Annotated in this window: 31 protein-coding genes, 1 tRNA gene and 1 pseudogene; 24 read left to right on the forward strand and 9 right to left on the reverse strand. The window is 62.5% G+C overall.

The genetic code is table 11. From position 1 onward, the window contains the following. The first annotated feature begins 157 nt into the window (after nt 1-157). A complete protein-coding gene (locus SD196_RS07715; RefSeq protein WP_275610759.1) occupies nt 158-355 on the forward strand; it encodes a hypothetical protein in 198 nt (65 codons plus the stop codon). Here the strand turns inward: SD196_RS07715 and SD196_RS07720 are convergent, their stop codons facing one another. Together SD196_RS07720 and SD196_RS07725 are read right to left on the reverse strand one after the other, a co-directional pair. After that, nucleotides 356-751, reverse strand: a complete 396-nt coding sequence (locus tag SD196_RS07720; protein ID WP_275610760.1) for a hypothetical protein — start codon at nt 749-751, stop codon at nt 356-358. Nucleotides 752-933: 182 nt separating this feature from the next. Continuing rightward, on the reverse strand, nt 934-2,343 hold the full coding sequence (locus SD196_RS07725; RefSeq protein WP_343574041.1) for a PilZ domain-containing protein: 1,410 nt from the start codon (nt 2,341-2,343) through the stop codon (nt 934-936). 30 nt (nt 2,344-2,373) lie between these two features. On the opposite strand from SD196_RS07725, the gene SD196_RS07730 reads away from it, so the two are divergent. Together SD196_RS07730 and SD196_RS07735 are read left to right on the forward strand one after the other, a co-directional pair. Continuing rightward, on the forward strand, nt 2,374-2,844 hold the full coding sequence (locus SD196_RS07730) for a TlpA disulfide reductase family protein (protein ID WP_275610762.1): 471 nt from the start codon (nt 2,374-2,376) through the stop codon (nt 2,842-2,844). Then, nucleotides 2,844-3,119 carry an acylphosphatase gene (locus SD196_RS07735; RefSeq protein ID WP_275610763.1) on the forward strand — a complete coding sequence of 92 codons (276 nt, stop codon included), beginning with the start codon at nt 2,844-2,846 and terminating at the stop codon, nt 3,117-3,119. The genes SD196_RS07730 and SD196_RS07735 overlap by 1 nt, the downstream gene beginning before the upstream one ends. 1 nt (nt 3,120) lies before the next feature. Here the strand turns inward: SD196_RS07735 and SD196_RS07740 are convergent, their stop codons facing one another. Together SD196_RS07740 and SD196_RS07745 are read right to left on the reverse strand one after the other, a co-directional pair. After that, complete coding sequence (locus SD196_RS07740) at nt 3,121-4,083, reverse strand: hypothetical protein (RefSeq protein WP_275610764.1); 963 nt, start codon at nt 4,081-4,083, stop codon at nt 3,121-3,123. A gap of 8 nt (nt 4,084-4,091) precedes the next feature. Continuing rightward, the gene (locus SD196_RS07745) at nt 4,092-5,807 is read right to left on the reverse strand and encodes a proline--tRNA ligase (RefSeq protein ID WP_275610765.1); all 1,716 of its coding nucleotides are present in this window, start codon (nt 5,805-5,807) and stop codon (nt 4,092-4,094) included. A gap of 111 nt (nt 5,808-5,918) precedes the next feature. Between SD196_RS07745 and SD196_RS07750 the strand changes: the two genes are divergently transcribed. Further along, the gene (locus SD196_RS07750) at nt 5,919-6,326 is read left to right on the forward strand and encodes a PaaI family thioesterase (RefSeq protein ID WP_331316735.1); all 408 of its coding nucleotides are present in this window, start codon (nt 5,919-5,921) and stop codon (nt 6,324-6,326) included. 83 nt (nt 6,327-6,409) lie between these two features. On the opposite strand, the gene SD196_RS07755 is transcribed toward SD196_RS07750, so the two are convergent. After that, nucleotides 6,410-7,762 carry an OprD family porin gene (locus SD196_RS07755; protein WP_331316195.1) on the reverse strand — a complete coding sequence of 451 codons (1,353 nt, stop codon included), beginning with the start codon at nt 7,760-7,762 and terminating at the stop codon, nt 6,410-6,412. A gap of 724 nt (nt 7,763-8,486) precedes the next feature. On the opposite strand from SD196_RS07755, the gene SD196_RS07760 reads away from it, so the two are divergent. Both SD196_RS07760 and SD196_RS07765 read left to right on the forward strand, forming a co-directional pair. Beyond that, nucleotides 8,487-8,912: an HIT domain-containing protein gene (locus tag SD196_RS07760; protein WP_331316193.1), complete on the forward strand. Its 426-nt coding sequence runs from the start codon at nt 8,487-8,489 to the stop codon at nt 8,910-8,912. A gap of 3 nt (nt 8,913-8,915) precedes the next feature. Then, the gene (locus SD196_RS07765; protein ID WP_275610768.1) at nt 8,916-9,122 is read left to right on the forward strand and encodes a SlyX family protein; all 207 of its coding nucleotides are present in this window, start codon (nt 8,916-8,918) and stop codon (nt 9,120-9,122) included. Nucleotides 9,123-9,181: 59 nt separating this feature from the next. On the opposite strand, the gene SD196_RS07770 is transcribed toward SD196_RS07765, so the two are convergent. The 3 genes and pseudogenes from SD196_RS07770 to SD196_RS07780 all read right to left on the reverse strand — a co-directional run bounded on the left by SD196_RS07770 (nt 9,182) and on the right by SD196_RS07780 (nt 10,464). Continuing rightward, a complete protein-coding gene (locus SD196_RS07770; RefSeq protein WP_243806129.1) occupies nt 9,182-9,412 on the reverse strand; it encodes a cold-shock protein in 231 nt (76 codons plus the stop codon). 99 nt (nt 9,413-9,511) lie between these two features. Next, nucleotides 9,512-9,775 (reverse strand): annotated as a pseudogene (locus SD196_RS07775) (cold shock domain-containing protein membrane protein); the annotation flags it as partial. Between the two features lie 218 nt (nt 9,776-9,993). After that, nucleotides 9,994-10,464 carry a Dps family protein gene (locus SD196_RS07780; RefSeq protein ID WP_343574034.1) on the reverse strand — a complete coding sequence of 157 codons (471 nt, stop codon included), beginning with the start codon at nt 10,462-10,464 and terminating at the stop codon, nt 9,994-9,996. 243 nt (nt 10,465-10,707) lie between these two features. Here SD196_RS07780 and SD196_RS07785 point away from each other — a divergent pair, with 243 nt between their 5' ends. The 17 genes from SD196_RS07785 (at nt 10,708) to nadA (ending at nt 24,295) form a co-directional block, all read left to right on the forward strand. Then, nucleotides 10,708-10,977: an FmdB family zinc ribbon protein gene (locus tag SD196_RS07785; protein WP_275610770.1), complete on the forward strand. Its 270-nt coding sequence runs from the start codon at nt 10,708-10,710 to the stop codon at nt 10,975-10,977. 43 nt (nt 10,978-11,020) lie between these two features. After that, a complete protein-coding gene (gene aspS / locus SD196_RS07790; RefSeq protein ID WP_331316187.1) occupies nt 11,021-12,799 on the forward strand; it encodes an aspartate--tRNA ligase in 1,779 nt (592 codons plus the stop codon). Between the two features lie 69 nt (nt 12,800-12,868). Then, nucleotides 12,869-13,615: a YebC/PmpR family DNA-binding transcriptional regulator gene (locus SD196_RS07795; RefSeq protein ID WP_275610772.1), complete on the forward strand. Its 747-nt coding sequence runs from the start codon at nt 12,869-12,871 to the stop codon at nt 13,613-13,615. Nucleotides 13,616-13,731: 116 nt separating this feature from the next. After that, on the forward strand, nt 13,732-14,256 hold the full coding sequence (gene ruvC / locus SD196_RS07800; protein ID WP_275610773.1) for a crossover junction endodeoxyribonuclease RuvC: 525 nt from the start codon (nt 13,732-13,734) through the stop codon (nt 14,254-14,256). 31 nt (nt 14,257-14,287) lie between these two features. Further along, nucleotides 14,288-14,893: a Holliday junction branch migration protein RuvA gene (ruvA, locus tag SD196_RS07805; RefSeq protein WP_275610774.1), complete on the forward strand. Its 606-nt coding sequence runs from the start codon at nt 14,288-14,290 to the stop codon at nt 14,891-14,893. A gap of 10 nt (nt 14,894-14,903) precedes the next feature. Then, a complete protein-coding gene (ruvB, locus tag SD196_RS07810; protein ID WP_275610775.1) occupies nt 14,904-15,962 on the forward strand; it encodes a Holliday junction branch migration DNA helicase RuvB in 1,059 nt (352 codons plus the stop codon). A 52-nt stretch (nt 15,963-16,014) separates the two neighbouring features. Beyond that, nucleotides 16,015-16,461 (forward strand): tol-pal system-associated acyl-CoA thioesterase, encoded by a 447-nt coding sequence (gene ybgC, locus SD196_RS07815; RefSeq protein ID WP_275610776.1) that lies wholly within the window; start codon nt 16,015-16,017, stop codon nt 16,459-16,461. A 1-nt stretch (nt 16,462) separates the two neighbouring features. After that, entirely contained in the window at nt 16,463-17,158 is a 696-nt protein-coding gene (gene tolQ, locus SD196_RS07820; RefSeq protein WP_275610777.1) for a protein TolQ, read from the forward strand. Between the two features lie 23 nt (nt 17,159-17,181). Next, on the forward strand, nt 17,182-17,646 hold the full coding sequence (tolR, locus tag SD196_RS07825; RefSeq protein WP_275610778.1) for a protein TolR: 465 nt from the start codon (nt 17,182-17,184) through the stop codon (nt 17,644-17,646). Continuing rightward, nucleotides 17,643-18,683 (forward strand): cell envelope integrity protein TolA, encoded by a 1,041-nt coding sequence (gene tolA / locus SD196_RS07830; protein ID WP_275610779.1) that lies wholly within the window; start codon nt 17,643-17,645, stop codon nt 18,681-18,683. The genes tolR and tolA overlap by 4 nt, the downstream gene beginning before the upstream one ends. Then, nucleotides 18,680-19,978 (forward strand): Tol-Pal system beta propeller repeat protein TolB, encoded by a 1,299-nt coding sequence (tolB, locus tag SD196_RS07835; RefSeq protein ID WP_275610780.1) that lies wholly within the window; start codon nt 18,680-18,682, stop codon nt 19,976-19,978. The genes tolA and tolB overlap by 4 nt, the downstream gene beginning before the upstream one ends. Before the next feature lie 52 nt (nt 19,979-20,030). Beyond that, a complete protein-coding gene (pal, locus tag SD196_RS07840; protein WP_017522099.1) occupies nt 20,031-20,537 on the forward strand; it encodes a peptidoglycan-associated lipoprotein Pal in 507 nt (168 codons plus the stop codon). 6 nt (nt 20,538-20,543) lie between these two features. Further along, on the forward strand, nt 20,544-21,383 hold the full coding sequence (ybgF, locus tag SD196_RS07845) for a tol-pal system protein YbgF (protein ID WP_343574012.1): 840 nt from the start codon (nt 20,544-20,546) through the stop codon (nt 21,381-21,383). A 199-nt stretch (nt 21,384-21,582) separates the two neighbouring features. Next, nucleotides 21,583-22,230, forward strand: coding sequence for a 7-carboxy-7-deazaguanine synthase QueE (gene queE / locus SD196_RS07850; RefSeq protein WP_343574009.1), 648 nt, complete (start codon nt 21,583-21,585; stop codon nt 22,228-22,230). Nucleotides 22,231-22,250: 20 nt separating this feature from the next. Continuing rightward, nucleotides 22,251-22,943 carry a 7-cyano-7-deazaguanine synthase QueC gene (gene queC / locus SD196_RS07855; RefSeq protein ID WP_343574007.1) on the forward strand — a complete coding sequence of 231 codons (693 nt, stop codon included), beginning with the start codon at nt 22,251-22,253 and terminating at the stop codon, nt 22,941-22,943. Nucleotides 22,944-23,002: 59 nt separating this feature from the next. Then, nucleotides 23,003-23,078, forward strand: a tRNA-Lys gene (locus SD196_RS07860). A 158-nt stretch (nt 23,079-23,236) separates the two neighbouring features. Beyond that, nucleotides 23,237-24,295 carry a quinolinate synthase NadA gene (nadA, locus tag SD196_RS07865; RefSeq protein ID WP_416311241.1) on the forward strand — a complete coding sequence of 353 codons (1,059 nt, stop codon included), beginning with the start codon at nt 23,237-23,239 and terminating at the stop codon, nt 24,293-24,295. A gap of 61 nt (nt 24,296-24,356) precedes the next feature. Here nadA and SD196_RS07870 read toward each other — a convergent pair whose 3' ends face one another. After that, on the reverse strand, nt 24,357-25,793 hold the full coding sequence (locus SD196_RS07870) for a M48 family metalloprotease (RefSeq protein ID WP_343574002.1): 1,437 nt from the start codon (nt 25,791-25,793) through the stop codon (nt 24,357-24,359). A gap of 227 nt (nt 25,794-26,020) precedes the next feature. Here SD196_RS07870 and SD196_RS07875 point away from each other — a divergent pair, with 227 nt between their 5' ends. Then, entirely contained in the window at nt 26,021-26,272 is a 252-nt protein-coding gene (locus SD196_RS07875) for a sulfurtransferase TusA family protein (protein WP_275610786.1), read from the forward strand. The last annotated feature ends 44 nt before the right edge of the window (nt 26,273-26,316 follow it).

Genomic DNA, 26,316 nt, shown 5'->3' on the forward strand with positions numbered 1-26,316 from the left:
CGTAAAACGTCAGTTTCGGGCGATTCTGATGCTTCGAAACTTTCGCGGCGGGCGCGAGGCGCACCAATCTTGGCTATTCGTGGATTGGCACGCTTCTGGCTATAGGACTGGCAGGACAATGATGTCCTGCAGAAGTTCCTTCAAGGCCCGTGAATCCATGAATAACGACCAGAAGAACGTAGTACACCTGCATCAGCGTGATCCGCAAAGCGCGCTGGAGAGGCTGAATAGAATTACTGGTCTGCAATTCAGCAGTTGGCCGGAGTCCCTGTTGCCTGCAGTACAGGGCGAGGTGAAGGATCTGGCGTCGCACGCTGAACTCGAACCTGTTGCCCAAGTGCGCCAGTTGGGCTGATTACAGGGTAGTGGCAATCGGTCGGGCCGCGCTGTTCAGCGGCTCGACCGCCTGCACGAACAGCTCTTCGACCACCAGGCGCGACAGGCCGATGGCCGTCCGCAGCCTTACCTGCATATCCTCGATTCGCTGGCGGAATGGCAGGCGGGCGATGCCCGACAGCAGGATGCGGCTCTGCGCATTCACCATGCCGTGATCGACGGCTACTTCCCGAACCTGTTCTCCATCCCGATAGGTGACCACCAGTGTCACGGGCAGCGCTGTCACGCCGGGCAGGTGCAGCCAGGCGGCGACGTTGTAGTCGGCCAGGCGCCCGCCGCTGGCGGAGTTGCCGATACGTGCGCTACCGACGATCTGGCTGGGAACCTTGCTGACGAGCTGGTCTGTGGGCTGCATCTGGCGATCCTGTCGAGAGTGGGAGGCGTGCGTGGCGCCTGCCGCATACTGGGGCTGTCGAGAGGCGGCTGGATGAAATGCTCTAGTCGGCTCGGACGATCGTTCCGAATTATAGGTAGGAGATATCCGACAAACCGGGCGTACTGCCGATCTTCGCTGTGACTTGTCTCGCAATTCAGCTTTCAGGCCAGGCGCAGCGGATGGCGGGAGACGAGGGGCGTGCCCAGGTTGGAGGTCGGCAGCGGTAGGATGGTCTGGTTGTCGAAACTGGCCAATTGCAGCCAGAGGTTTTCGCCTTCCACGAAGTGCCCCTGAGCCAGCCATAAGCCGTGATACCAGCCATTGCCGGGTTCCGGGGTACTCTGCAGCACGCCGGGGTGACGCTGGGCGTCAGGTGCGCGGCGTAGCCAGACGGGGCGGGGGAGCCCTTTCAGATAACGCAGGCCCAGGTGCAGGCCGTCATTGTTGAGGTGCCGCCAGCGCACGATGGCCAGGGTCGGCGTGCCATTGCTGTTGAGGATCAGCAGCAACTGGCCGACGGGGAACTGGCTGGCGCGGTTGCCGTCGCAGCGGATGCGCGTGCCTCCGGCGCTGACGTCGAGAATCCCTGCTTCGCAGCCGCTCTGGGTGTTGGGGGTGAGCAGGTGTTGCTGGATGGCGCCGAGTCCCACGATCAACTGGCAGGTGCCGGTTTGCTCCGTGCGCTCGTGGCGACGTGGATGCTGTCCCAGCCAGTGATGGCGGACGCGCTCCAGCAGGGCGCCCTGGTCGGCTCTGCGCAAGGGTGCGGGGTCGTGCAGGGCGATCAGCAGGGCGCCCAGCTCCAGGCGGCGCAGTTGTTGGGGCGGCGTATCGACGGTCTGCTCGGGGCTGATGCAGGGTAGGTCGGCGCCCAGGTCGACCAGGTAACCCTCCTGTTCCTCGTCATCCCAGGGCTGCAGTCGCCCAAGGGCGGCAAGAGGTGCAAGGGCGCTGAACAGTTGCGGGGCTTCGCCTTCGGTCAGGTGGAAGGGATTGCTCAGGGCTAGAAGCAGAATCTGCTGGTAGAGGCCGCGCAGGGTTCCAGCGGGAATGGGATCGAAGGCGGCAGCCACCGGTTCGTCGAGGCACTCCTGGTGTTCAGCGATCCAGTACAGCAGGTGGCTGTCGCGCCAGAGCACTCCGGGTGGCTGCTGGTATTGCTGGTAGTGACGCAGCAGCGCCTGGGCCAGGAAATGCTGGGCCATGTACAGGCACCAGGCCATGTGTGGCCGAGACGGTTTGCGGCCATTCAGGATCTGCAGCAACAGGCGCTTGAAGCCTGCCGCCAGCTCGGTGCAGAAATGCACGAAAAGCTCCGGCGGTGTCTTCTCGTGGCGAACCCGCTGCGAATAGTGGCGATATTCTTCGGTCAGGCTTTGCAGGGCGCGTTGCCTTTCCAGTAAGGTCAGTGCACACCGGTTGAGGCGAAACAGCGTGCCGAGGGTTTTCTGCAGTCCTTCCTGTAGGGAGTGGCGTCGGAATTCCTGAAGCCCAGCCGCCAGATTGCTCACTGCATCGGAATTCTCCTCGAGGATATCCGGCACCTCCAGACGCGAGGCATCGAGCGTCATGAACACCCCGCATACACGAGGACTGAAGGCATGGGAGTGCGGCTCCGTATCGTAATGGGATTGGTCGCCGGCCTTCTCCTGGCCGGTTGTTCGGCGGACTATGGCGTCGATCAGCATGGGCAGAAAGTAACCGCTGCGAGCATGGATGGCCAGTGGCTAGTTATTAATTATTGGGCCGAATGGTGCGCACCGTGCCGCAAGGAAATTCCCGAGCTGAATCGGCTCGCAGAAGAGGGCAGGACCCAGGGCTTCCGAGTGCTGGGCGTGAACTTCGACGGGCTGCGCGATGCCGACCTGGCGAAGGCTGCGCAGGCGCTGGAGGTGCAGTACACCGTGCTGGCCGACGACCCCGCGCCGCACTACAGCCTGCCGCGCAGCGAAGCGCTGCCTGTAACCTATATCGTCGACCCTGAGGGTAAGTTGCGCGAGCAGTTGCTCGGCGAGCAGACCGCCGCCGGCCTGCAGGCGCGCCTGACCACACTGCGGGAGGAGAAGCACTGATGGCCAGAATCTGTCTGCACGGCTACGTGAGCGGTAAGGTGCAGGGCGTGTACTACCGGCAGAGCGCGCAGGAGCAGGCCGAACGCCTGGACATCGACGGCTGGGTGCGCAATCTGGAGGATGGACGGGTGGAGGTGCTGCTCGAGGGCGAGGAGGGCGCCGTACGCGAACTGGAGAAGTGGCTGGCTCGCGGGCCGGTCAAGGCGAAGGTGACGGCAGTGGAGCTGGAACCGATGACACCCCAGGGCATCACCGGCTTCATCGTGCGCCGCTGAATCAGTTGCTGGCCGCGCCGGGATCGGCGGCCAGGCGACCGGCGTCGGTCATCAGGCTGTGGAGAAACTCTTTCTGCAGCTCCGGATCGTTGCGGGTCAGTTCGATCAGGCTCTGTTCCAGCTCGCTGGCTTCTTCTTCCAGGCCGAGTTCGGAAAGTCGCTTCACGCGGTGTACCCAGTGGTGCACATCATCCGCTTCCAGATCGTCGTAGATCAGCCGGTGAGCTTCCTGCAGCTTGCCGCGAAGCGAGCGGCTGACCAGCAGGCTGGCATCGCCGCGGGTGTCATCCGATGGGTCCTGCACGCTGAACTGCAGGCGGCCGATGCGGCTGACCTCTTCATCGCTGAAGGGGCCTTCCAGCAGGTTCAGGCGCAGCACGCCATGGCGGTCGGTCAGCAGCTCCTGGGAGTTCTTGCCGGCGGTGATGGTCACCGGACGCTCCGACCAGGGCAGGCTCGAATACTCCGTGCGCTTGTCGCGCTGGTGCTCTTCGATGCTTGCCAGGTTCTGCTCGGCGCGGCCGTTGGACTGCACGTTCATGAACGGATTCATGCCGTCGATGCCATAACGGATCCAGCCGCGGGTGACGCTTTCGGGCAGGTTGCCGAGGGCGAACACGTTGACCACGTTGGCGCCGATGCCGCCAACGAAGGCGACGACGCCCAGCGGCATTTCGTACACCTTGCGCCAGCCCTGGTAGGGCGTATAGCGGTCGTAGCGGCGGGTGACCTCGAACTCGGTGACTTCGAAGGTCTTCTGTTCCTGCACGCGAATGCGACGCTGCGGCAGTTCCAGGGTGGCCGGCGTCCCCACATCGATCTGCAGACTGTGCTCGAGCAGTTTGCGCTCGACGCGTTCTTCATGCTCGCTGCGTTGCGACAGCTGGTTGGCGCAGCCGCTCAGCAGGAGGCTGCCGCCCACCAGGGCGGCAGCCGCGAGGCTGGAGGTACTTCGGGGGAACATCGCTCTGCTCAGTTGCGGATCTTGGCCGTGATGAAGGCTTGCAGGTCGGACAGGGCGACAGGCTGCGACTCGGCGTCACGACGGCCCTTGTATTCCAGGGCGCCTTCTTCCAGGCCGCGCTCGCTGACCACGATGCGGTGCGGGATGCCGATCAGCTCCATGTCGGCGAACTTCACGCCGGGGCTGGTCTTCTTGTCGCGGTCGTCCAGCAGCACCTCGAAGCCGGCGGCGGTGAGATCCGCATAGAGCTTGTCGGCGGCGGCGCGTACGGCTTCGTTCTCGTACTTCATCGGCACGATGGCGATCTGGAACGGGGCCAGGGCGGCCGGCCAGAGGATGCCGCGGTCGTCGTAGTTCTGCTCGATTGCGGCGGCGACCACGCGGGATACGCCGATACCGTAGCAGCCCATGATCAGGGTGACCGGCTTGCCGCTCTCACCCAGTACGGAGAGCTTCATGGCTTCGCTGTACTTGGTGCCGAGTTGGAAGATGTGGCCGACTTCGATGCCGCGGCGGATCACCAGGGTGCCCTGGCCGTCCGGGCTCGGGTCGCCGGCTACGACATTACGCAGGTCGGCGACTTCCGGTACCGGCAGGTCGCGTTCCCAGTTCACGCCGAAGTAGTGCTTGTCGTCGAGGTTGGCGCCGGCGACGAAGTCGCTCATCAGGGCCACGGAGCGGTCGACGATGCAGGGCAGCGGCAGGTTCAGCGGGCCGAGGGAGCCGGGCGCGGCGCCGATGGCGGCCTTGATGTCCGCTTCGCTGGCCATCTGCAGGGGGCTGGCCACCAGCGGGTGGTTGCCGGCCTTGATTTCGTTGAGTTCGTGGTCGCCACGAACGACCAGGGCGATCAGCTTGCCTTCCTCGGCGGCGTGCACCACCAGGGTCTTGATGGTTTTCTCGATCGGCGCGCCGAACTTTTCCACCAGGTCGGCGATGGTCTTGGTCTCGGGGGTGTCGACCAGGCGCAGTTCCTCGGTGGCGGCACCGCGAGCGGTTTCGCGCGGCAGCGCTTCGGCTTTCTCGATGTTGGCCGCGTAGTCGGAGCTGTCGCTGAAGACGATGTCGTCTTCACCGGAGTTGGCCAGCACGTGGAATTCGTGGGAGCCGCTGCCGCCGATGGAGCCGTTGTCCGCCTGCACCGGACGGAACTCCAAGCCCAGGCGAGTGAAGATCTTGCAGTAGGCGCCGTACATGACGTCGTAGGTCTGCTGCAGCGAATCCTGGCTGGTGTGGAAGGAGTAGGCGTCCTTCATGATGAACTCGCGGCCGCGCATCAGGCCGAAGCGCGGACGGATTTCGTCACGGAACTTGGTCTGGATCTGGTACATGTTGATCGGCAGCTGCTTGTAGCTGTTCAGTTCGTTGCGCGCCAGATCGGTGATGACTTCCTCGTGGGTCGGGCCGACGCAGAACTCGCGGTCATGGCGGTCCTTCAGGCGCAGCAGCTCGGGGCCGTACTGCTGCCAGCGCCCCGATTCCTGCCACAGCTCGGCCGGTTGGACGGCGGGCATCAGCACTTCCAGGGCGCCGGCGGCGTTCATTTCCTCGCGAACGATGGCTTCGGCCTTGCGCAGTACCCGCAGACCCATTGGCAGCCAGGTGTACAGACCGGATGCCAGCTTGCGGATCATGCCGGCGCGCAGCAACAGCTGGTGGCTGATGACGACCGCATCGGAAGGGGTTTCTTTCAGGGTGGAAAGCAGGTACTGACTGGTACGCATCTTTGGCCGTTATGTCGGTTGCGAAGAGGGATGTAGGCTGGGCATTGTACGGTGCAGGTCTGGCTGCGTACAGGGCGTGGCGGGCAGAGAGGGAGTAGCAAGGTGAGTCGACTGAGTGCAGCGCAGGTGCAGGCGTTCATCCGGGCGGGATTGCCCATGGCGGATGAGATGGATTTTCGTGTCGATGCGCTGGAGGGGCGTAGTGCGTTCGCGCGCATTCCGTTCCACGGCAAGCTGGTTCGCCCCGGCGGAACAGTATCCGGGCCGACCATCATGGCGTTGGCGGATGCGGCAATGTATGCGGTGATTCTGGCCCAGCTGGACAATGTCGAGATGGCCGTTACTTCCAACCTCAATATCAACTTTCTCAGCAAACCGAAGCCGGAAGATCTTCTGGCGGAGGCGAAGATATTAAAGTTGGGGCGCCGTCAAGTGGTGTGCGAGGTGTCGGTCTATTCCGTGAGCAATCAGGATGAGTTGGTTGCTCATGTAACTGGCACTTACGTACTGCCGATGTAACAAGTTCGTTCGAAGTTGTTTGCAAGTTGCAAGAAAAAGCCCGGCCGAAGCCGGGCTTTTCATTACCTGCCGTTTGTTCTGTATTACAGAACGGACAGCGGGTAGTCGACGATCAGGCGGAATTCGTCGATATCGCCTTCGCCTTGGTCGGCATTGGCGCGGTGCCAGGCTTGGCGAATGCGGAAGGACAGGTCCTTCGCCGGACCTTCCTGGATCACGTACTTGGCTTCGACGTTGGTCTCGTGGTGCTTACCGTCTTTGCCGTACAGTGGTACGACATTGCCGTTGTCATCAATCTTGACGTAGGCACTGCTGCCCAGATCTACACCGGTGCCATCGATGTCTTTACCGTTAACATAACGAGTCATGAAGGTCAGGCCGGGGACGCCATACTCTTTCATGTTCAGGTCGTAACGAGCTTGCCAGGATTTTTCACCCGGACCGTTGAAGTCGGAGTACTGGATGGAGTTGGCGAGGAAGATCGAATCGCCACCCGCGTTGTTGTCACCGATGCCGATGTAGTCGAACGGAGTGTTGCCGTTCACTTTCTGGAAGGCCAGGGTCAGGGTGTGCGCCTGCAGGAAGGAGTAGGCAACCGCCAGCGAGTAGGTGTTGTTGCTGATGTCGCCCAGCTTGGAGTCACCCGAATCGCGGGTGTTGTAGTAGTTGGCGTCGAAGCCCAGGGACTGGTCGTCGGCGAGCGGCAGAGTGTAGTTCAGGTTGACGTAGTACTGGTCCCACAGATCTTCGACCTGGGCGCCGTACAGTTGTGCACTGAACTGATCGTTGAACTGGTACTTGCCACCTACGAAATCGGCGGAGTCGGCAGTCTTGCCACCATATTGCGACCAGATCTCACCGTCACGGTTGGTGGTGTCCTGGCCGGTACCGGAGTAGTAGTGGCCGCCTTCGAGGTCCAGACCGTCGATTTCGCTGCTCTTCAGCGCGATACCGCTGGCGGTTTGCGGCAGCAGGCGGGTGCCGCCGACGGCGAATACCGGGGCGGTGGGCTGCATGTCACCGGCTTTCAGCTCGGTCTTGGAGATGCGGACCTTGACGGCGCCGCCGGCCTTGCCGAAGTCATCGGCTTTTTCGCCGTTGTCGTGAACCGGCAGGTTGCCGGTGCCGCCGTAGCCGCTGCCGCCGTCGAGTTTCAGGCCCAGGTAGCCGAAAGCGTCAACGCCGAAGCCGACAACGCCCTGGGTGTAGCCGGAGCTGTAGTTGGCCCAGAAGCCCTGAGTCCAGTCGCGGGAGTCGCGAGCGCCATCTTTCTTGTTGCGATTGAAGTAGTAGTTGCGAACCAGGAAGTTCAGGCTGCTGTCTTCGACAAAGCCTTTTGCATCAGCCTGATTGCCTACGAAGGGCTCGGCCATTGCCAGTTGCGTGGTGCCTGCAGATACCGCCAGGGCGATGGCGCTCCACTTCATCACTTTCATTGTGATTGCTCCTTTGGTTTTGAAATTATCTGCCATCACAGTGCCGCGGTGACGGCTCATTCTTTTTGTCGGCGCTAACTTATAGCACGCGTGTTGTCTTGGCGATAGTTGCCTAAATAATCACGCGAAAACTTTACGGGGCTGTCGCAAACCTGCATGAGAGATGTCGCATTCAGGTAGATTCGATGTTGCAAAAAGAGATTGCTCCCCCGGTTTGCAGCATGTTGTCGATTACGTCAGCCAAGGTGGTTCGTTCTCCATTGACCACTTTCGGGTTCCCTTCGTCGTGCTGCCTTCGGGCAGAGCACGGCGGCGATGTCCTTGCCCCTTGTCCCTCTGCTAGCAACAAGCGTGCACAAATGCTCTGGTTGTTGCCGCGCGTCGCCGGGCTTGCGGCGCGATGACGCATTTCACGGCTTCCTTGGCCGTTTTGCAATAAAGAGCATGCGGCAGCGTCGTTTTCAGAATTGTGTCGCGTTCGTTGGTTTAACGATTTTTCGATGCTTTTCAGTGCACTTGGCCGTGGGTTCGCTTCCGGAGGCCTGTTGTCGGAATGTGTCGCGTTTGCGCGCTGCGCAGTTCTGGAGCCAGTTGGCTTGCGGGGCGCCCTGCTGAGGTGCGTTGCTGGCGTATTCGCTGACGGGGCGCTCTAGTATCCTTCGCGCCTTTCGGCCCCTGGCGGGGCTAGTCTTATCAATGCGTTCGTCGAACAGGAGATGTGGTTATGTTCGCCCTGGATACCCGCCTGAAGCAGGACACCGTCCCGGTGGGGGATTTTCCATTGAGCAGTCTGCTGCTGATGAATGACTCGCAGTATCCGTGGTTCATCCTGGTGCCCCGGCGCGAAGACGTCAGCGAGCTGTTCCAGCTCGATCCCGAGGATCAGCAGCAGCTCTGGAGGGAAGCCACGCAACTGGCCGAGACCCTCAAGGACACCTTCTGCGCCGACAAGATGAACGTCGCCAATCTCGGCAACGTCGTCAGCCAATTACATGTGCACGTGATCGTCCGTCGCCGTAGCGACGTGGCCTGGCCAGGTCCGGTGTGGGGGCGGCATCCGGCGGTGCCATACAGTGCCGAGGAGCTCGCCCGCCTGCGTGAGAAGCTGCGCATGGTGTTGGGTGACGAGTTCCGATTCGCACAGGAGTGAGTGATGGAGCTGGAAGATCGGGTTGCCGACCTGGAGAGTCGACTGGCATTCCAGGATGATGCTTTGCAGACCTTGAGCGATGTGGTCTACGAGCAAGAACGGGTGATCGAGCGCCTGCGTCTGCAGATGCAGGCCTTGATCAAGCGTCTCGAGGATCTGCAGGGGCAGGTTGGTGTCGCGGATGACGAGGCGCCGCCACCGCATTACTGAGCCCTTGGAAACGAAGCCAATAAAAAGCCCGCCAATCGGCGGGCTTTTTATTGGGTGGCTCAACGGCGGTTGGGCAGGGCCGCGATCACGTCCTCGGCCTGCAGTCCCTTGTCGCGCTGGACGACGGAGAACTCCACCCGCTGTCCTTCGATCAGGATACGGTGACCCTCGCCGCGGATGGCGCGGAAGTGCACGAAGATATCTTCCCCGGTGTCGCGGGAGATGAAGCCGAAGCCCTTGGAGGTGTTGAACCACTTCACGGTGCCGGTTTCGCGGTTTTCGTCGCTGATCGGCGCGGCGGCAAGGTTGGTGGGCTTGTTCAGGCTGGCGGCCCATTGCAGGACGACGGCGGCGGCCAGGCTCAGCAGTGGCAGCAGAATGGCCGGCTGCTCGCCGATGAAGGGTAGCGGTGCAAGCAGGATAAGCACTTGCAGCACGACGGCCAGAACCACCAGGGCGGTCGACAGGCTTTGCAGGGCGGCGGGTTGCTTGAGGCTGCTGCCAGGGGCGAGCAGCAGGCTGGTCAGGCCGAGCAGGGCGAGATAGATGGCATCGCTTTGCTGCAGGTAGGGCAGGGCATCGTTGCGCAAACTGGGAACGAACGACAGCAAGAGTGCTGCGACGCCCGTCAGGAGATGGACGACTTTCAACATGGCTACAGATTCACCTTGAGCGGGTAACGAAGAAGCAGCCGTCCCGTGATGCGACGCCGAATAGGGAAATGAAAGCGTGCCGGACGGCCTATGCGCGAAACGCACGGCGGTTATTTAACAGCAAACCACTTGCCTTCACAAATCAACCGCTTAGGCCATTCGTAGGGGGAGGAAAAGCCCGCCTGTGGGCGGGCTTCCTTCTATCTATTAAGGAGAGTTCAGTCGGCGAGGAGGCTGCGGAGCATCCAGGCGGTCTTTTCATGCACCTGCATGCGCTGGGTGAGCAGGTCGGCGGTGGGCTCGTCGTTAACCTTGTCCAGCAAAGGGAAAAGATTCCGGGCGGTGCGGACCACCGCTTCCTGTCCCTGTACCAGCAGGCGGATCATTTCCCTGGCCTCCGGTACGCCTTCCTCTTCCTGGATCGAGGACAGGCGTGCGTAGGCTGCGCAAGTCCCGGGTGCGGGGAAGCCCAGTGCGCGAATGCGCTCGGCGATGCTGTCCACGGCCAGTGCCAGTTCGGTGTATTGCCCTTCGAACATCAGGTGCAGGGTGTTAAACATCGGTCCGGTGACGTTCCAGTGGAAGTTGTGGGTCTTCAGATACAGGGTGTAGGTGTCGGCCAGTAGTCGGGAAAGGCCGTCGGCAATGGCGGCGCGGTCCTGTTCGGCGATTCCGATGTTGATTTCCATGGCGACCTCCGTGGGGCTGCGTGTTTGTCGATTCGCTACTTGGAGGTCAGGCTAACATCGGCGGGTTTGTGGGGCTCTTGGCTTGTGTCAAGGCAATCGATAGAGTCCTTCTATTGTTTTCTGGCTGGCAAAGCGTGCGTCAGCGAGCAGGGGAGGCGGCTGCAAGCCTTGGTTTTTTCAGGCTATAATCCCGCCTTTGCCGCGGGATGCGGGCCCGTGGCGCTGTCTCAGCCAAGGTGTCCGATGCCGATTTACGAATACCAGTGCCAATCCTGTGCACATCAGCTGGAAGCCATTCAGAAGTTCAGCGATGCGCCGTTGGTCGATTGTCCGGCCTGCAAGGCTCCCGAATTGAAGAAGATGTTGTCGGCGCCAGGCTTCCGCCTGGGCGGCGGCGGTTGGTACGAGACCGACTTCAAGACCGGGGCGAAGAAAAACCTGGCCTCCGGCGATACTCCTGCGGCCTGTCCGGCCACCGGTTGCGGTGGTGGCGGCTGCTCCGCCAGCGAATGAGCGGTTCCCTAGAATTCAAGACTTTCGAGAAGCGAAACACACCATGATGCGCAGCCACTATTGCGGCCAATTGAACGAGAGCCTGGACGGTCAGGTAGTCACTCTTTGCGGTTGGGTACACCGCCGCCGCGACCACGGCGGGGTGATCTTCCTCGACGTGCGTGATCGTGAAGGTCTGGCCCAGGTGGTGTTCGACCCGGATCGCGTCGAGACCTTCGCCAAGGCCGACCGCGTGCGCAGCGAGTACGTGGTGAAGATCACCGGCAAGGTGCGCCTGCGCCCCGAAGGCGCGCGCAACGCCAACATGGCTTCCGGCGCAATCGAAGTGCTGGGTCATGAACTGGAAGTGCTGAACCAGGCCGAGACTCCGCCGTTCCCGCTGGACGAATACTCCGACGTGGGCGAGGAAACCCGCCTGCGCTACCGCTTCATCGACCTGCGTCGCCCGGAGATGGCCGCCAAGCTGAAGCTGCGCGCGCGCATCACCAGCAGCATCCGCCGCTACCTGGACGAGAACGGCTTCCTCGACGTGGAAACCCCGATCCTCGGTCGTCCGACCCCGGAAGGCGCGCGTGACTATCTGGTGCCGAGCCGCACCTACCCGGGCCACTTCTTCGCCCTGCCGCAGTCGCCCCAGCTGTTCAAGCAGCTGCTGATGGTGGCCGGCTTCGACCGTTACTACCAGATCGCCAAATGCTTCCGCGACGAAGACCTGCGTGCCGACCGCCAGCCGGAATTCACCCAGATCGATATCGAGACCAGCTTCCTGGAAGAAAGCGACATCATCGAGATCACCGAGAAGATGGTTCGCCAGCTGTTCAAGGAAGTGCTGAACGTCGAGTTTGACGAATTCCCGCACATGCCCTTCGAAGAAGCCATGCGCCGTTACGGTTCGGACAAGCCGGACCTGCGCATCCCGCTGGAACTGGTCGACGTTGCCGATCAGCTGAAAGAAGTGGAATTCAAGGTCTTCTCCGGCCCGGCGAACGATCCGAAGGGCCGCGTTGCCGCCCTGCGCGTACCGGGCGCTGCCTCCATGCCACGTAGTCAGATCGATGATTACACCAAGTTCGTCGGCATCTACGGTGCCAAGGGCCTGGCCTACATCAAGGTCAACGAGCGCGCCAAGGGCGTGGAAGGCCTGCAGTCTCCGATCGTCAAGTTCATCCCGGAAGCCAACCTGAACGTGATCCTCGATCGCGTCGGCGCGGTTGACGGCGACATCGTGTTCTTCGGCGCCGACAAGGCCAAGATCGTCTGCGACGCCCTGGGCGCGCTGCGCATCAAGGTCGGCCATGACCTCAAGCTGCTCACCAAGGAGTGGGCGCCGATGTGGGTCGTGGACTTCCCGATGTTCGAAGAGAACGACGACGGCAGCCTGACGTCCCTGCACCACCCGTTCACCGCGCCCAAGTGCACTCCGGAAGAGCTCGAGGCCAATCCGGCCGACAAGCTGTCCCGTGCCTACGACATGGTGCTCAACGGCACCGAACTGGGCGGCGGCTCCATCCGCATCCACGACAAGGCCATGCAGCAGGCGGTGTTCCGCGTGCTGGGCATCGATGATGCGGAACAGGAAGAGAAGTTCGGCTTCCTCCTCGACGCCCTCAAGTACGGCGCACCGCCGCACGGTGGCCTGGCCTTCGGCCTGGACCGTCTGGTGATGCTGATGACCGGCGCTGCCTCGATCCGCGAAGTGATCGCCTTCCCGAAAACCCAGAGCGCGGGCGATGTCATGACCCAGGCGCCGGGTACCGTGGACGGCAAGGCGCTGCGCGAGCTGCACATCCGTCTGCGCGAGCAGCAGAAGGCCGCCGAGTAAGTCGATTCAAATTGCAGCGGCGCCCGCATCCGGGTGTCGCATGCCGAAACAAGTGATACGGAGTGAGTTATGGCGGGTCATTCTAAATGGGCCAACATCAAACACCGCAAGGAACGTCAGGACGCCAAGAAGGGCAAGATCTTCACCAAGCTCATTCGTGAGCTGACCGTCGCTGCCAAGCAGGGCGGCGGGGTCCCGGCGGACAACCCACGTCTGCGCCTGGCCGTGGACAAGGCGCTGACCGCCAACATGACCCGCGACACCATTGATCGCGCCATCCAGCGCGGCGTGGGCTCCAGCGAAGCGGACAACATGGCCGAGCTGACCTATGAAGGTTACGCGCCCAGCGGCGTGGCGATCATCGTTGAAGCCATGACCGACAACCGCAACCGCACCGCGGCCGAAGTGCGCCATGCCTTCAGCAAGTGCGGGGGCAACCTGGGCACTGACGGTTCCGTTGCCTACATGTTCGAGCGCAAGGGCCAGATCAGCTATGCACCTGGCGTGAATGAAGAAGCCCTGATGGATGCCGCGCTGGAAGCCGGCGCCGACGATGTGGTGGTCAACGACGACGGTTCCATCGACGTGTTCACCAGCTTCGCCGACTTCATCTCGGTCAACGAAGCGTTGACCGAAGCCGGCTTCAAGGGTGAGGAAGCGGAGATCACCATGATCCCCTCGACCACCGCGACCCTGGATCTGGAAACCGCGCAGAAGGTCCTCAAGCTGATCGACATGCTGGAAGACCTGGACGACGTGCAGAACGTCTACTCCAACGCGGACATCCCGGACGAGGTGATGGCCCAGCTGGGCTGATCCCTCCGCCGGCGATGCTCTGAAGCCGGAAGCGGGAGTGGTCATGAGTGGCGCCTCCCGCTTCCGGTTTTTGTTATTTGAAGTGCGCGTGACGGACAAGGTTTGATCGGACGGACATGACCCTGATTCTCGGTATCGACCCAGGTTCGCGGATTACCGGCTTCGGCGTGGTGCGCGACACCGGCCGCGGCTGCGAATACGTGGCCTCGGGTTGCATCCGCACCGGCAATGGCGAGCTTTTCGAGCGCCTGCAGATCGTCTTCCGCGGCGTGCGCGAGGTTATCCAGACGTACAAGCCGACCATGATGGGCATCGAGCAGGTGTTCATGGCGCGCAATGCCGACTCGGCGCTGAAGCTCGGTCAGGCGCGTGGCGCGGCCATAGTCGCGGCGGCGGAAGAGGGGCTGCAGATCGCCGAGTACACAGCCAGCCAGGTCAAGCAGGCCATCGCCGGCACCGGCGGTGCGGATAAGCAACAGGTGCAGATGATGGTGATGCATCTGCTCAAGCTGACGCAGAAGCCGCAGATCGATGCCTCCGACGCTCTGGCCATCGCGCTGTGCCATGCGCACACCCGGCAGAGCCTGGTGCCGCACGGCCTGTTGGGCGCTCGCCGACGTGGCGGCCGCCTGCGCCTGTGATCCCGAATCTAGCAATTAAGGACGCTTACCTGTGATTGGACGCCTGCGTGGCACCCTGGCGGAAAAACAGCCGCCGCACCTGATCGTCGATGTGAATGGGGTGGGCTACGAGCTCGAAGTGCCGATGACCACGCTCTATCGCCTGCCCGGCATCGGCGAGGCGGTGACGCTGCATACGCACCTGGTGGTGCGTGAAGACGCTCACCTGCTCTATGGCTTCGCCGAGAAGCGCGAGCGCGAGCTGTTCCGCGAGCTGATCCGCCTCAACGGGGTGGGGCCGAAACTTGCTCTTGCACTGATGTCGGGTCTGGAAGTCGACGAACTGGTACGCTGCGTCCAGGCGCAGGATACTTCCACCCTGGTGAAGATCCCGGGGGTGGGCAAGAAGACCGCTGAGCGCCTGCTGGTTGAGCTCAAGGATCGTTTCAAGGCGTGGGAAAATATTCCGTCGATCGCGCCGCTGGTGGTGGAACCCAAACTGGTCGCCGCAGTCTCAAGCGCCGAATCCGATGCAGTCAGTGCCCTGATCGCCCTGGGCTTCAAACCCCAGGAGGCGAGCCGCGCTGTAGCCGCCGTGCAGGAAGAAGGCTTGTCCAGCGAAGAACTCATCCGCCGTTCCCTCAAGGGCATGGTCTAGGTAGACACTGATGATCGAAGCCGATCGCCTGATTTCCTCAGCTTCCAGTCGCGACCGCGAAGAGCAGTTCGACCGCGCCATCCGCCCGCTCAAGCTGGCGGACTACGTCGGCCAGCCGGTGGTGCGCGAGCAGATGGAGCTGTTCATCCAGGCGGCCCGTGGGCGTCAGGAAGCTCTCGATCACACGCTGATCTTCGGCCCGCCGGGCCTTGGCAAGACCACCCTGGCGAACATCATCGCCCAGGAAATGGGCGTTTCGATCAAGAGCACGTCCGGCCCGGTGCTGGAGCGCCCTGGCGACCTGGCGGCGATTCTCACCAACCTCGAACCCAACGATGTGCTGTTCGTGGACGAGATCCATCGCCTGTCGCCTATCGTAGAAGAAGTGCTGTACCCGGCGATGGAAGACTTCCAGCTGGACATCATGATTGGCGAAGGCCCGGCGGCGCGTTCCATCAAGCTCGACCTGCCGCCCTTCACTCTGGTCGGCGCGACCACTCGCGCCGGCATGCTGACCAACCCGCTGCGTGACCGCTTCGGTATCGTCCAGCGCCTTGAGTTCTACGGTGTGGACGACCTGTCCAGCATCGTTGCCCGCTCGGCGGGCATCCTGGGCCTTGAGATCGAGCCGGCGGGCGCCTACGAGATCGCGCGGCGCGCACGCGGCACGCCGCGAATCGCCAACCGCCTGCTGCGCCGTGTTCGGGACTTCGCCGAGGTGCGTGGCACCGGACATATCAGCAGCGACATCGCCGATAAGGCGCTGAACCTGCTGGACGTTGACGAGCGTGGTTTCGATCATCAGGATCGCCGCCTGCTGCTGACCATGATCGACAAGTTCGACGGTGGGCCGGTGGGTATCGACAACCTGGCGGCGGCCATCAGTGAAGAAAGACACACGATTGAAGACGTGCTGGAGCCCTATCTGATCCAGCAAGGCTATATCATGCGCACTCCACGGGGCCGTGTAGTAACCCGGCATGCATACCTGCATTTCGGCCTGAACGTGCCGAAGCGGATGGGGGAGGGGGCGACACCGGATATGTTTGCCCCTGAAGATAGTAATTAATTGCATTTGCGGGCGATTGCCGATTGGCAAAGCCTTTACTTGGTTCTAGAGTATGCGCGCACAACACGGGGGTCAGCCGTTCCAGCAGCGGTTTCGGGTCTATTACGAAGACACCGATGCCGGCGGCATCGTCTACTACGTCAACTACCTCAAGTTCATGGAGCGGGCTCGTACCGAGCGGCTGCGTGACCTGGGCTTTGCCCAGTCGCAGCTGGCGGGAGAGAACCTGCTTTTCGTCGTTCATTCGGCAGAGGCGCGCTACCACGCGCCGGCTCGCCTGGATGACGAGCTGCTTGTCAGCGCCGAAGTGGAGGAGTTGAACCGCGCGAGCCTGAAGTTTCGTCAACAGGTGAGGCGGGCGTCGGATTCGACCTTGCTCTGCGAGGGGCGATTCCTGGTGGCGTGCGTGCGGGCGGACAACCTGAAACCCCGCGCTATCCCAGATGTGTTGCGCGCGGCATTTGCCGGCAGTCCGGACACCCTTTCAGCAGGAGATTAACGTGGAACCGAACGTCGTCGACCATACTTCCATGTGGAGCTTGATCAGTAACGCCAGCATCGTGGTACAGCTGGTCATGCTGACCCTGGTGGCCGCCTCGGTCACTTCGTGGATCATGATTTTCCAGCGCAGCAACATGATGCGCTCGGCCAAGAAGGCCCTGGAAACCTTCGAAGAGCGCTTCTGGTCGGGTATCGACCTGTCCAAGCTCTACCGCCAGGCCGGCAGCAACCCTGACCCGGATTCGGGCGTCGAGCAGATCTTCCGTGCCGGCTTCAAGGAATTCTCCCGTCTGCGCCAGCAGGCCGGCGTCGATCCGGATGCGGTGATGGAAGGCGTTTCCCGCGCCATGCGCGTCGCCATCTCCCGCGAGGAAGAGAAGCTGGAAACCAGCCTGCCGTTCCTCGCCACCGTCGGTTCCACCAGCCCGTACATCGGTCTGTTCGGCACCGTGTGGGGCATCATGAACTCCTTCCGCGGCCTGGCCCAGGTGCAGCAGGCAACCCTCGCCACCGTGGCGCCGGGCATTGCCGAAGCGCTGATTGCCACCGCCATCGGCCTGTTCGCGGCCATCCCCGCGGTCATCGCCTACAACCGTTTCTCCGCTCGCTCGGAAACCCTGATCGGCCGTTACTACACCTTCGCCGACGAGTTCCAGGCCATCCTGCACCGCAAAGTGCACACCAGCGACGATTGAAGACGACCAAGAGGTAAGCCGTCATGGCAAGAGTTCGTCACAAGCGCAAGCCGGTCGCCGAAATGAACGTGGTGCCTTACATCGACGTGATGTTGGTACTGCTGGTCATTTTCATGGTGACCGCGCCGATGCTCAACCAGGGGGTCAAGGTCGACCTGCCCAAGGTTTCCAGCGAAGCGCTGCCGCAGGATAACGATTCCCGCGTGCTCACCATCTCCATCAAGGCCGACAAGACCTACTACTGGAACATGGGCTCGGAAGTGGACCCGGATCAGGGCAAGGGCAGCCAGACTGCGGTTTCCCTCGACCAACTGGTCAGTGCCGCCTCCGGCATCATGGCCGAGAACAGCCGCCAGGGTAAGAAAGTCCAGGTCTTCGTCCGGGGTGACAAGGCCGTCGACTATGGTTCGGTCATGGCCGTCATGGGTGGCCTGCAGAAAGCCGGGGTCGGCAACGTCGGTCTGATTACCGAGGCGCCGGGGACTTGATGCACCAGCTCGAGCGCTCTCCTTCGGAAAGCTACTTCTGGCCGATCGTTCTGGCCGTAGCTCTGCACGTCCTGATCTTCGCGATGCTCTTCGTCAGCTGGGCCATGACGCCTGAACTGCCGCCTTCGCGGCCGATCGTTCAGGCCACCTTGTACCAGCTGAAGTCCAAGAGCCAGGCGACCCAGCAGACCAATCAGAAGATTGCCGGCGAAGCCAAGAAGACCTCGTCTCGGCAGTACGAGCAGGAGCAGCTCGAGCAGAAGAAGGCCGAACAGCAGGCTATCGCAGCGGCCAAGGCCGAGGAACAAAAGAAGGCCGACGCTGCTCAAAAGGCGGCTGAAGCCAAGAAAGAGGCTGAAGCCAAGAAGGCGGATGAGGCCAAGAAGGCCGCCGATGCTGCCGCGGCCAAGAAAGAAGCTGAGGCCAAGGCTGCTGCCGAGAAGCAGCAGGCCGACATTGCCAAGAAGAAGGCCGAGGAAGAAGCCAAGAAGCAAGCCGCTGAGGACGCCAAGAAAAAGGCGGCCGAAGAGGCCAAGAAGAAGGCTGCCGAGGACGCGAAGAAGAAAGCCGCTGCTGACGAGGCCAAGAAGAAGGCCGCCGCGGTCGAGGCTGCCAAGAAGAAGGCAGCTGCGGCTGCCGCTCGCAAGGCGCAGGAAGACAAGAAGGCTCAGGCTCTGGCCGAGCTGCTGTCGGACGATACGCAGCGACAACAGGCTTTGGCTGACGAGCAAGGTAACGAGGTCGCTGGTAGCCTTGACGACTTGATCGTGAAACTGGTGAGCGAGCAGTGGAACCGCCCGCCATCGGCACGTAACGGAATGAGCGTAGAGGTGCTGATCCAGATGCTGCCGGATGGCACCATCACCAACGCCAGCGTGACCCGCTCGAGTGGCGACAAGCCGTTCGATGCTTCCGCGGTGGCGGCGGTGCGGAACGTCGGCCGGATTCCCGAGATGCAACAACTGGATCGTGCGACCTTTGATCAGCTCTACCGTCAGCGCCGCATCGTCTTCAAACCGGAGGATTTAAGTCTGTGAGTACCCTGATTCGCTTCGCGCTGTTCGCCCTGGCCCTGGTGGCCGGCGTCGCGCAGGCCGCCGACCCGCTGGTGATTTCCAGCGGTCGCGATTCGGCCGTCCCGATTGCCGTGGTTCCGTTCGGCTGGCAGGGCGGCAACGTCCTGCCCGAGGACATGTCCAACATCATCGGCAACGACCTGCGCAATTCCGGATACTTCGAGCCGATTCCGCGGCAGAACATGATCAGCCAGCCGGCCCAGCCCAGCGAAGTGATCTACCGCGACTGGCAGGCACTGGGTGCCCAGTACGTGCTGATCGGCAACATCGTGCCGGCGGGTGGCCGCCTGCAGATCCAGTACGGCCTGTTCAACGTGGCGACCCAGCAGCAGGTCCTGACCGGCAGCGTGGGCGGCACCACCGACCAGTTGCGCGACATGTCGCACTACATCGCCGACCAGTCCTTCGAGAAGCTCACCGGCATCAAGGGCGCGTTTTCCACCAAGCTGCTCTACGTGACTGCCGAGCGCTTCTCCGTGGACAACACCCGCTACACCCTGCAGCGCTCCGACTATGACGGTGCGCGCCCGGTGACCCTGCTGCAGTCCCGCGAGCCGATCCTCTCGCCGCGCTTCTCGCCCGATGGCCGCCGCATTGCCTATGTCTCCTTCGAGCAGAAGCGTCCGCGCATCTTCATGCAGTACGTCGACACTGGCCGTCGCGAACAGATCTCCAACTTCGAGGGTCTCAACGGCGCCCCGGCCTTCTCGCCGGATGGCAATCGCCTGGCCTTCGTGCTGTCGCGCGATGGCAACCCGGAGATCTACGTGATGGACCTGGGCAGCCGCCAGCTGCGTCGCCTGACCAACAACCAGGCGATCGACACCGAACCCTTCTGGGGCGCGGACGGTTCGACCCTGTACTTCACCTCCGACCGTGGCGGCAAGCCGCAGATCTACAAGATGAACGTCAACTCGGGCGCTACCGATCGCGTGACTTTCATTGGCAACTACAACGCCAACCCGAAACTTTCCGCGGATGAGAAGACGCTGGTAATGGTTCACCGCCAGGATGGTTTCACCAACTTCCAGATCGCGGCCCAAGACCTTCAGCGCGGCAATCTGCGCGTGCTTTCCAACACCACGCTGGACGACTCGCCCACTGTTGCGCCCAATGGCACGATGCTAATATACGCCACCCGCCAGCAGGACCGGGGCGTGCTGATGCTCGTCAGCATCAATGGACGCGTTCGGTTGCCAATTCCCACCGCTCAGGGCGATGTTCGCGAGCCTTCCTGGTCCCCTTACCTGAACTGACGGTTGCCAACTGTTTCAAACTTATACACTGGGGTTCATTAGGAGTTACATGATGGAAATGCTGAAATTCGGCAAATTTGCCGTTATCGCCCTCGCCATGGCCGTAGCCGTAGGTTGCTCGTCCAAGAAAGGCGATGCTACTGGTGAAGGCGCCAATGGCGGCGTTGACCCGAACGCTGGCTACGGCGCCAACAGCGGTGCCGTTGACGGCTCCCTGAGCGACGAAGCCGCTCTGCGCGCTATCACCACCTTCTACTTCGAGTACGACAGCTCCGACCTGAAGCCGGAAGCCATGCGCGCTCTGGACGTACACGCCAAGGACCTGAAAGGTTCCGGCCAGCGCGTTGTCCTGGAAGGTCACACTGACGAGCGCGGCACCCGCGAGTACAACATGGCTCTGGGCGAGCGTCGTGCCAAGGCCGTTCAGCGCTACCTGGTACTGCAGGGCGTTTCCCCGGCTCAGCTGGAACTGGTTTCCTACGGTAAAGAGCGTCCGGTTGCCACTGGCCACGACGAGCAGTCCTGGGCCCAGAACCGTCGCGTTGAGCTGAAGAAGTAAGACGTGATGCCGATGCGCCTGCGTTTTCTGACCTTGATCGCATGCGGCCTGCCCCTGATGGCGGCGGCCGCGGTTCCGGTACAGGACGGCAATGATGGCGGTTACGCCAGTCAGCCGCCCTCGGGTTATGGCACCGCAGGCGCTGAGGGCGCCTATGCCGGAGGCGGGATGACTAGTCAGCCCGTCTCCGGACAGGCACAGCTGTTCATGCAGCTGCAGCAGATGCAGGACGAAATGTCCCGTCTGCGCGGCATGCTCGAAGAGCAGCAAAACCAGATCCAACAGATGAAGCAGGAAAACCTGGAGCGCTACCAGGACCTCGACAGCCGCATTTCCAGCGGTGCGGGTGCCGGCGCGGCCGGTGCTGCTCAACAGAATTCTCCCGCTGCCGGCGCCGCTGCAGGAGCTGCCGCGGGTGCCGCTGCACAACAGCAGCCCGCTGCCGCCGCCAGCAACGAGCCGGGTGACCCGGCAAAGGAAAAACTCTACTACGACGCCGCCTTCGACCTGATCAAGGCCAAGGACTTCGACAAGGCCAGCCAGGCCTTCGGCGCTTTCCTGCGCAAGTACCCCAACAGCCAGTACGCCGGTAACGCGCAATACTGGTTGGGCGAGGTGAACCTCGCCAAGGGCGACCTGCAGGGCGCTGGTCAGGCCTTCGCCCGCGTCAGCCAAGCCTATCCGAGCAGCGCCAAGGTGCCGGACTCGCTGTACAAGCTGGCCGACGTCGAGCGTCGTCTGGGCAACACCGACAAGGCACGTGGCATCCTGCAGCAGGTGATCGCCCAATACCCGGGCAGCTCCGCCGCACAGCTGTCCCAGCGCGATCTGAAGAACCTCAAGTAAGGCTCCTCAACGACGCTTTCTAAAACCCGCGCTAGTCGCGGGTTTTTTCGTTAGAATTCCCGCCCCCGGAAAGCCACAGTGGTTTCAGCTCGGCTGATGTCTGCTGCATTCCGGGCTTGCCGGGCGCCCCGTGGGCGCGCCCACGACTCCAACGCAACGGAGGCGGATGGCCTGTATCGCCGTCACGCCCGTGGCTGATATGCAACAGACTCTGCGAATCACCGAGATTTTCTACTCGTTGCAGGGGGAAACGCGCACCGCCGGCTTGCCGACAGTGTTCGTGCGCCTGACCGGCTGTCCCCTGCGCTGCCAGTACTGCGATACCGCCTATGCCTTCAGTGGCGGTGAGATCCAGTCCCTCGACGCCATCCTCGAGCGCGTCGCCGCTTACAAGCCGCGCTACGTCTGCGTCACCGGTGGCGAGCCGTTGGCCCAGCCTAACTGCGTCCCGCTGCTGCAACGCCTCTGCGACGCCGGCTACGATGTGTCGCTGGAAACCGGCGGCGCTCTGGATATCTCCCCCACCGACCGCCGCGTCAGCCGTGTGCTGGACCTGAAGACTCCGGGCTCCGGCGAGGTCTTGCGCAACCGCTACGAGAATATCGGGGAGCTCACGCCCAACGACCAGGTGAAGTTCGTCATCTGCTCGCGCGAGGACTACGACTGGGCGGTCTCCAAGCTGATCGAGTACCGCCTGGAGCAGCGTGCCGGCGAGGTGCTGTTCTCGCCCAGCCACCGGCAGGTGGATGCCCGTGCGCTGGCTGACTGGATCGTCAGCGACAACCTGCCGGTACGCCTGCAGCTGCAACTGCACAAGATTCTCTGGAACGACGAGCCGGGCCACTGAGCGCGGAGGAGACCTGTTTTATGTCCAATCAGAAAACCGCGAACGACAAGAAAGCCGTGATCCTGCTCTCCGGGGGGCTGGACTCCGCGACCGTGGTCGCCCTGGCCAAGGCCGATGGCTACGACTGCTACACCATGAGCTTCGATTACGGCCAGCGCCACCGCGCCGAATTGCAGGCCGCTGAGCGCGTGGCGCGTCAGCTGGGTGTCATCGAGCACAAGGTGATTGGTCTGAACCTGAACGGCATCGGTGGCTCGGCCCTGACCGACAGCAGCATCGATGTGCCGGAGGCGCCGAGCGAAGGCATTCCGGTGACCTACGTGCCGGCGCGTAATACCGTGTTCCTTTCGTTGGCCCTGGGTTGGGCTGAAGTGCTGGGCGCGCGGGATATCTTCATCGGCGTCAACGCGGTGGACTACTCCGGCTACCCGGATTGCCGTCCCGAGTTCGTCGAGGCTTTCGAGCGCATGGCCAACCTGGCCACCAAGGCCGGCGTAGAGGGGGAAGGGTTCCGCATCCAGGCGCCGTTGCAGTTCCTCTCCAAGGCGCAGATCGTGCAGGCGGGCATCGCCCAGGGCGTGGACTACAGCCTTACGGTTTCCTGCTATCAGGCAGACGATGACGGGCGCGCATGCGGCAAGTGCGACAGCTGTCGGCTGCGTGCTGACGGCTTCCGCGCGGCCGGGATTGAAGACCCCACGCGATATTTCTGAAAAAAGTTTTTGTGGGGTGTTGTTTTTACGTTAGAAATCAGTATTATACGCACCACGTCGGGTCGTTAGCTCAGTCGGTAGAGCAGTTGGCTTTTAACCAATTGGTCGTAGGTTCGAATCCTACACGACCCACCATAAAATCCTGCGAAAGCCCCGTGATCGAAAGGTCACGGGGCTTTTGCTATGCGCCGGAAAAAGTCCGCCGTGCGGCCGTCGATGGCGCGTCGCCCGTAGGGCGGTGGTGATAAAATCGTCGGCATAATCAGATCCGAGCCTGTAGAGGTTTCCTCACGATGTCCCAGATTTCCGAACGCCTGCTGGTTCAGGCTCACCTCGCTGCCAAGCAGCCGCGGGTGCTGAGCGCGCAGGAAGAGGCCGATTACCGTGCGGCCATCGCTGCCGAGCTGAAGGCGCAGAACGCCGTGTTGGTTGCGCATTACTACTGCGACCCGGTGATCCAGGCGCTGGCCGAGGAAACCGGTGGCTGCGTGTCCGACTCGCTGGAAATGGCCCGCTTCGGCAACCAGCATCCGGCGCAGACCGTGGTGGTGGCCGGGGTTCGCTTCATGGGTGAGACCGCCAAGATCCTCAATCCGGAAAAGCGTGTGCTGATGCCGACCCTGGAGGCGACCTGCTCGCTGGATCTGGGCTGCCCGGTGGACGAATTCTCGGCGTTCTGCGATCAGCATCCGGAGCGTACCGTGGTGGTCTATGCGAACACTTCGGCGGCGGTGAAGGCGCGCGCGGACTGGGTGGTGACCTCCAGTTGCGCGGTGGAAATCGTCGAGCACCTGATGGACAACGGCGAGCCGATCCTCTGGGCGCCGGACCAGCACCTGGGTCGCTATATCCAGCGCGAGACCGGTGCGGACATGCTGCTCTGGGACGGTGCCTGCATCGTCCATGAAGAGTTCAAGGCCAAGCAGCTGGAAGATCTCAAGGCGATCTATCCGGATGCCGCGATCCTGGTGCACCCGGAGTCGCCCGAGGCGGTGGTCGAGCTGGCCGATGCGGTGGGCTCCACCAGCCAGCTGATCAAGGCGGCGCAGACGATGCCGAACAAGCGCTTCATCGTCGCAACCGATCGCGGCATCTTCTACAAGATGCAGCAGCTGTGCCCGGACAAGGAGTTCATCGAGGCCCCCACCGCCGGCAACGGCGCCGCTTGCCGCAGCTGCGCGCACTGCCCGTGGATGGCCATGAACACCCTGGAGCGCACTCTGGCGTGCCTGAAGGAAGGGAGTGGGGATATCTTCGTCGACCCGGCCCTGATTCCCAAGGCCATCAAGCCGCTCAAGCGCATGCTCGACTTCACCCAGGCCGCCAGGCTGAAAGTGGCGGGCAACGCCTGATCAGGTACGGCAAAGAAAAAGCCCGGCGAGTGCCGGGCTTTTTTGTGTCTGAGTGTCAGGGTTAGCGGCCCATCATCTGCTTCAGCAACTGCTCCTGTTCGCGGAACTCCTGCTGACGTGCATCCAGGCGCGCAGCCAGGGTGAAGTTGCCGCCTGCGCGACGCTTGGCAAAGTCCAGTTGCTCGATGGCGTGCTTGTAGTCGCCGGTCAGCGCGTAGAACTCCGCGCGCGCCTGGTACACGCCGATGGCGTTGCCGCTAAGGGTGCAGGCGTCGGCCAGTCGGCTCCAGACGTCGGGGTCCAGCGGCCGCTTCTGCGACAGTTTGAACAGCGTCTTCTCGGCGTCGGCGGCGCGGTTGGTCTTCATCATCAGGTCGGCCTGGGCCTGGATCAGCGGGTAGCTGTCCGGGTACTGGCCGAGCAACCGCTGTACCCGCGCCTGGGCGTCGGGCAGCTTGTTGGCGGTGATGTCCACATCGACCATCGCCAGGTTGTAGCTGATGTCGTTGGGCGCCTTTGCCAGCAGTTGCTGGAGGCCGCTGCGTGCGTCGTTAAGCTGGCCGATCCGGGTCTGCGAGAGGGCCAGGCCATAGCGTGCGGCGTCGTTCTTCGGGTCTTCGTCGAGCTGTGCACGGAACTGCTTGCTGGCCATGCCCGGGGTGTCTTCGAACATCTGCTGGACGCGGGCGCGCATCAGTTCGTAGCGCAGGGTGTCTTCCTTGCCGCCCTTGGGGTACTGCTCGGCACGGTTGCGGGTATCGGCGATACGCGAGTCGGTGACCGGGTGGGTCAGCAGGAATTCTGGCGGCTTGCCCTCGTAGCGATACTGGCGGGCGAGACGTTCGAACATGTTGGGCATGGAGCGCGGGTCATAGCCGGCACGCACCATGGTGGTGACGCCAACCCGGTCGGCTTCCTGTTCGTTCTGCCGGGAGAAGCGCAGCTGGTTCTGGATCGCCGCCGCCTGGGTCGAGGCGATCGCGGCGATGCCGGCATCGCCGGCGCCGGCCGCGGCGGCGACGATGCCAGCCAGCATGGCCGCCATCACGGGCACCTGCATGCGTTGCTGGGCTTCAATGCCGCGGGCGAAGTGGCGTTGGCTCAGGTGACCCAGTTCGTGGGCCAGTACGGCGATGTATTCGCCTTCGCTCTGGGCATAGAGGAACAAGCCACCGTTGACGCCCACGACCCCGCCGGGAGCGGCGAAGGCGTTGATCTGCTTGTCGCGGATCAGGATGAACGCCAGGCGGTGATCCTGCAGTTCGCTGGATTCGGCCAGGCGGTAGACGGTGGACTCGACGTAGTCCTTGAGTTGCGGGTCGTTGAGCGTATCGACCTGGCTGCGCAGCATGCTCAGCCAGGCGCGGCCGAGCTGGAACTCCTGCTCCGGGGATACGATGGACGAGCTGGCGTCGCCCAGGGATGGCAGATCGTCCGACATCGCGGGCGCTGCGAGGGCGCAGGCGATGGTGAACAGGGCAGGGCGCAGTACTTTCATGTACAAGAGGCTCGTTCCGAGAAAGGCTCTACTTTAGCCGTACGCTATTGCCAATGCCTAGGTTGTGCGGTGCGACTGCTGCGCAAATCGAAGTCGGCTGTTTTCGCGCGACCTGCGCGCCAGGCCGCGGCGCTGACGGCTTCGTACGGGACGCCGGATGTCGTGGGCCCTGGTTACTTTTCCAAGGCTTTCGGTATTCTTGAACGCCATTGCCGGAGTTTGTTTCGATGTCCGATTCCACACCGCCCATTCCCGCTTGTGACGCGGAGCTGGATGCCAGCGGTCTCAATTGTCCGCTGCCCCTGCTCAAGGCCAAGCTCGAGCTGAACCGCCTGCCTAGCGGAGCGGTGCTCAAGGTGACCGCCACCGATGCCGGGTCCCAGCGCGATTTCCGCGCATTCGCCGACCTCGCCGGGCACTCGCTGCTGCATGAGGAGGTCGAAGCAGGCGTCTATCGCTACTGGCTGCGCAAGAAGTAGCCCTCGATTCCGGATAACCGGGACGTTACCCCTTTCGTTTCGCA

This window comes from Pseudomonas macauensis (genome assembly GCF_047902425.1).
Lineage (GTDB): Bacteria > Pseudomonadota > Gammaproteobacteria > Pseudomonadales > Pseudomonadaceae > Pseudomonas.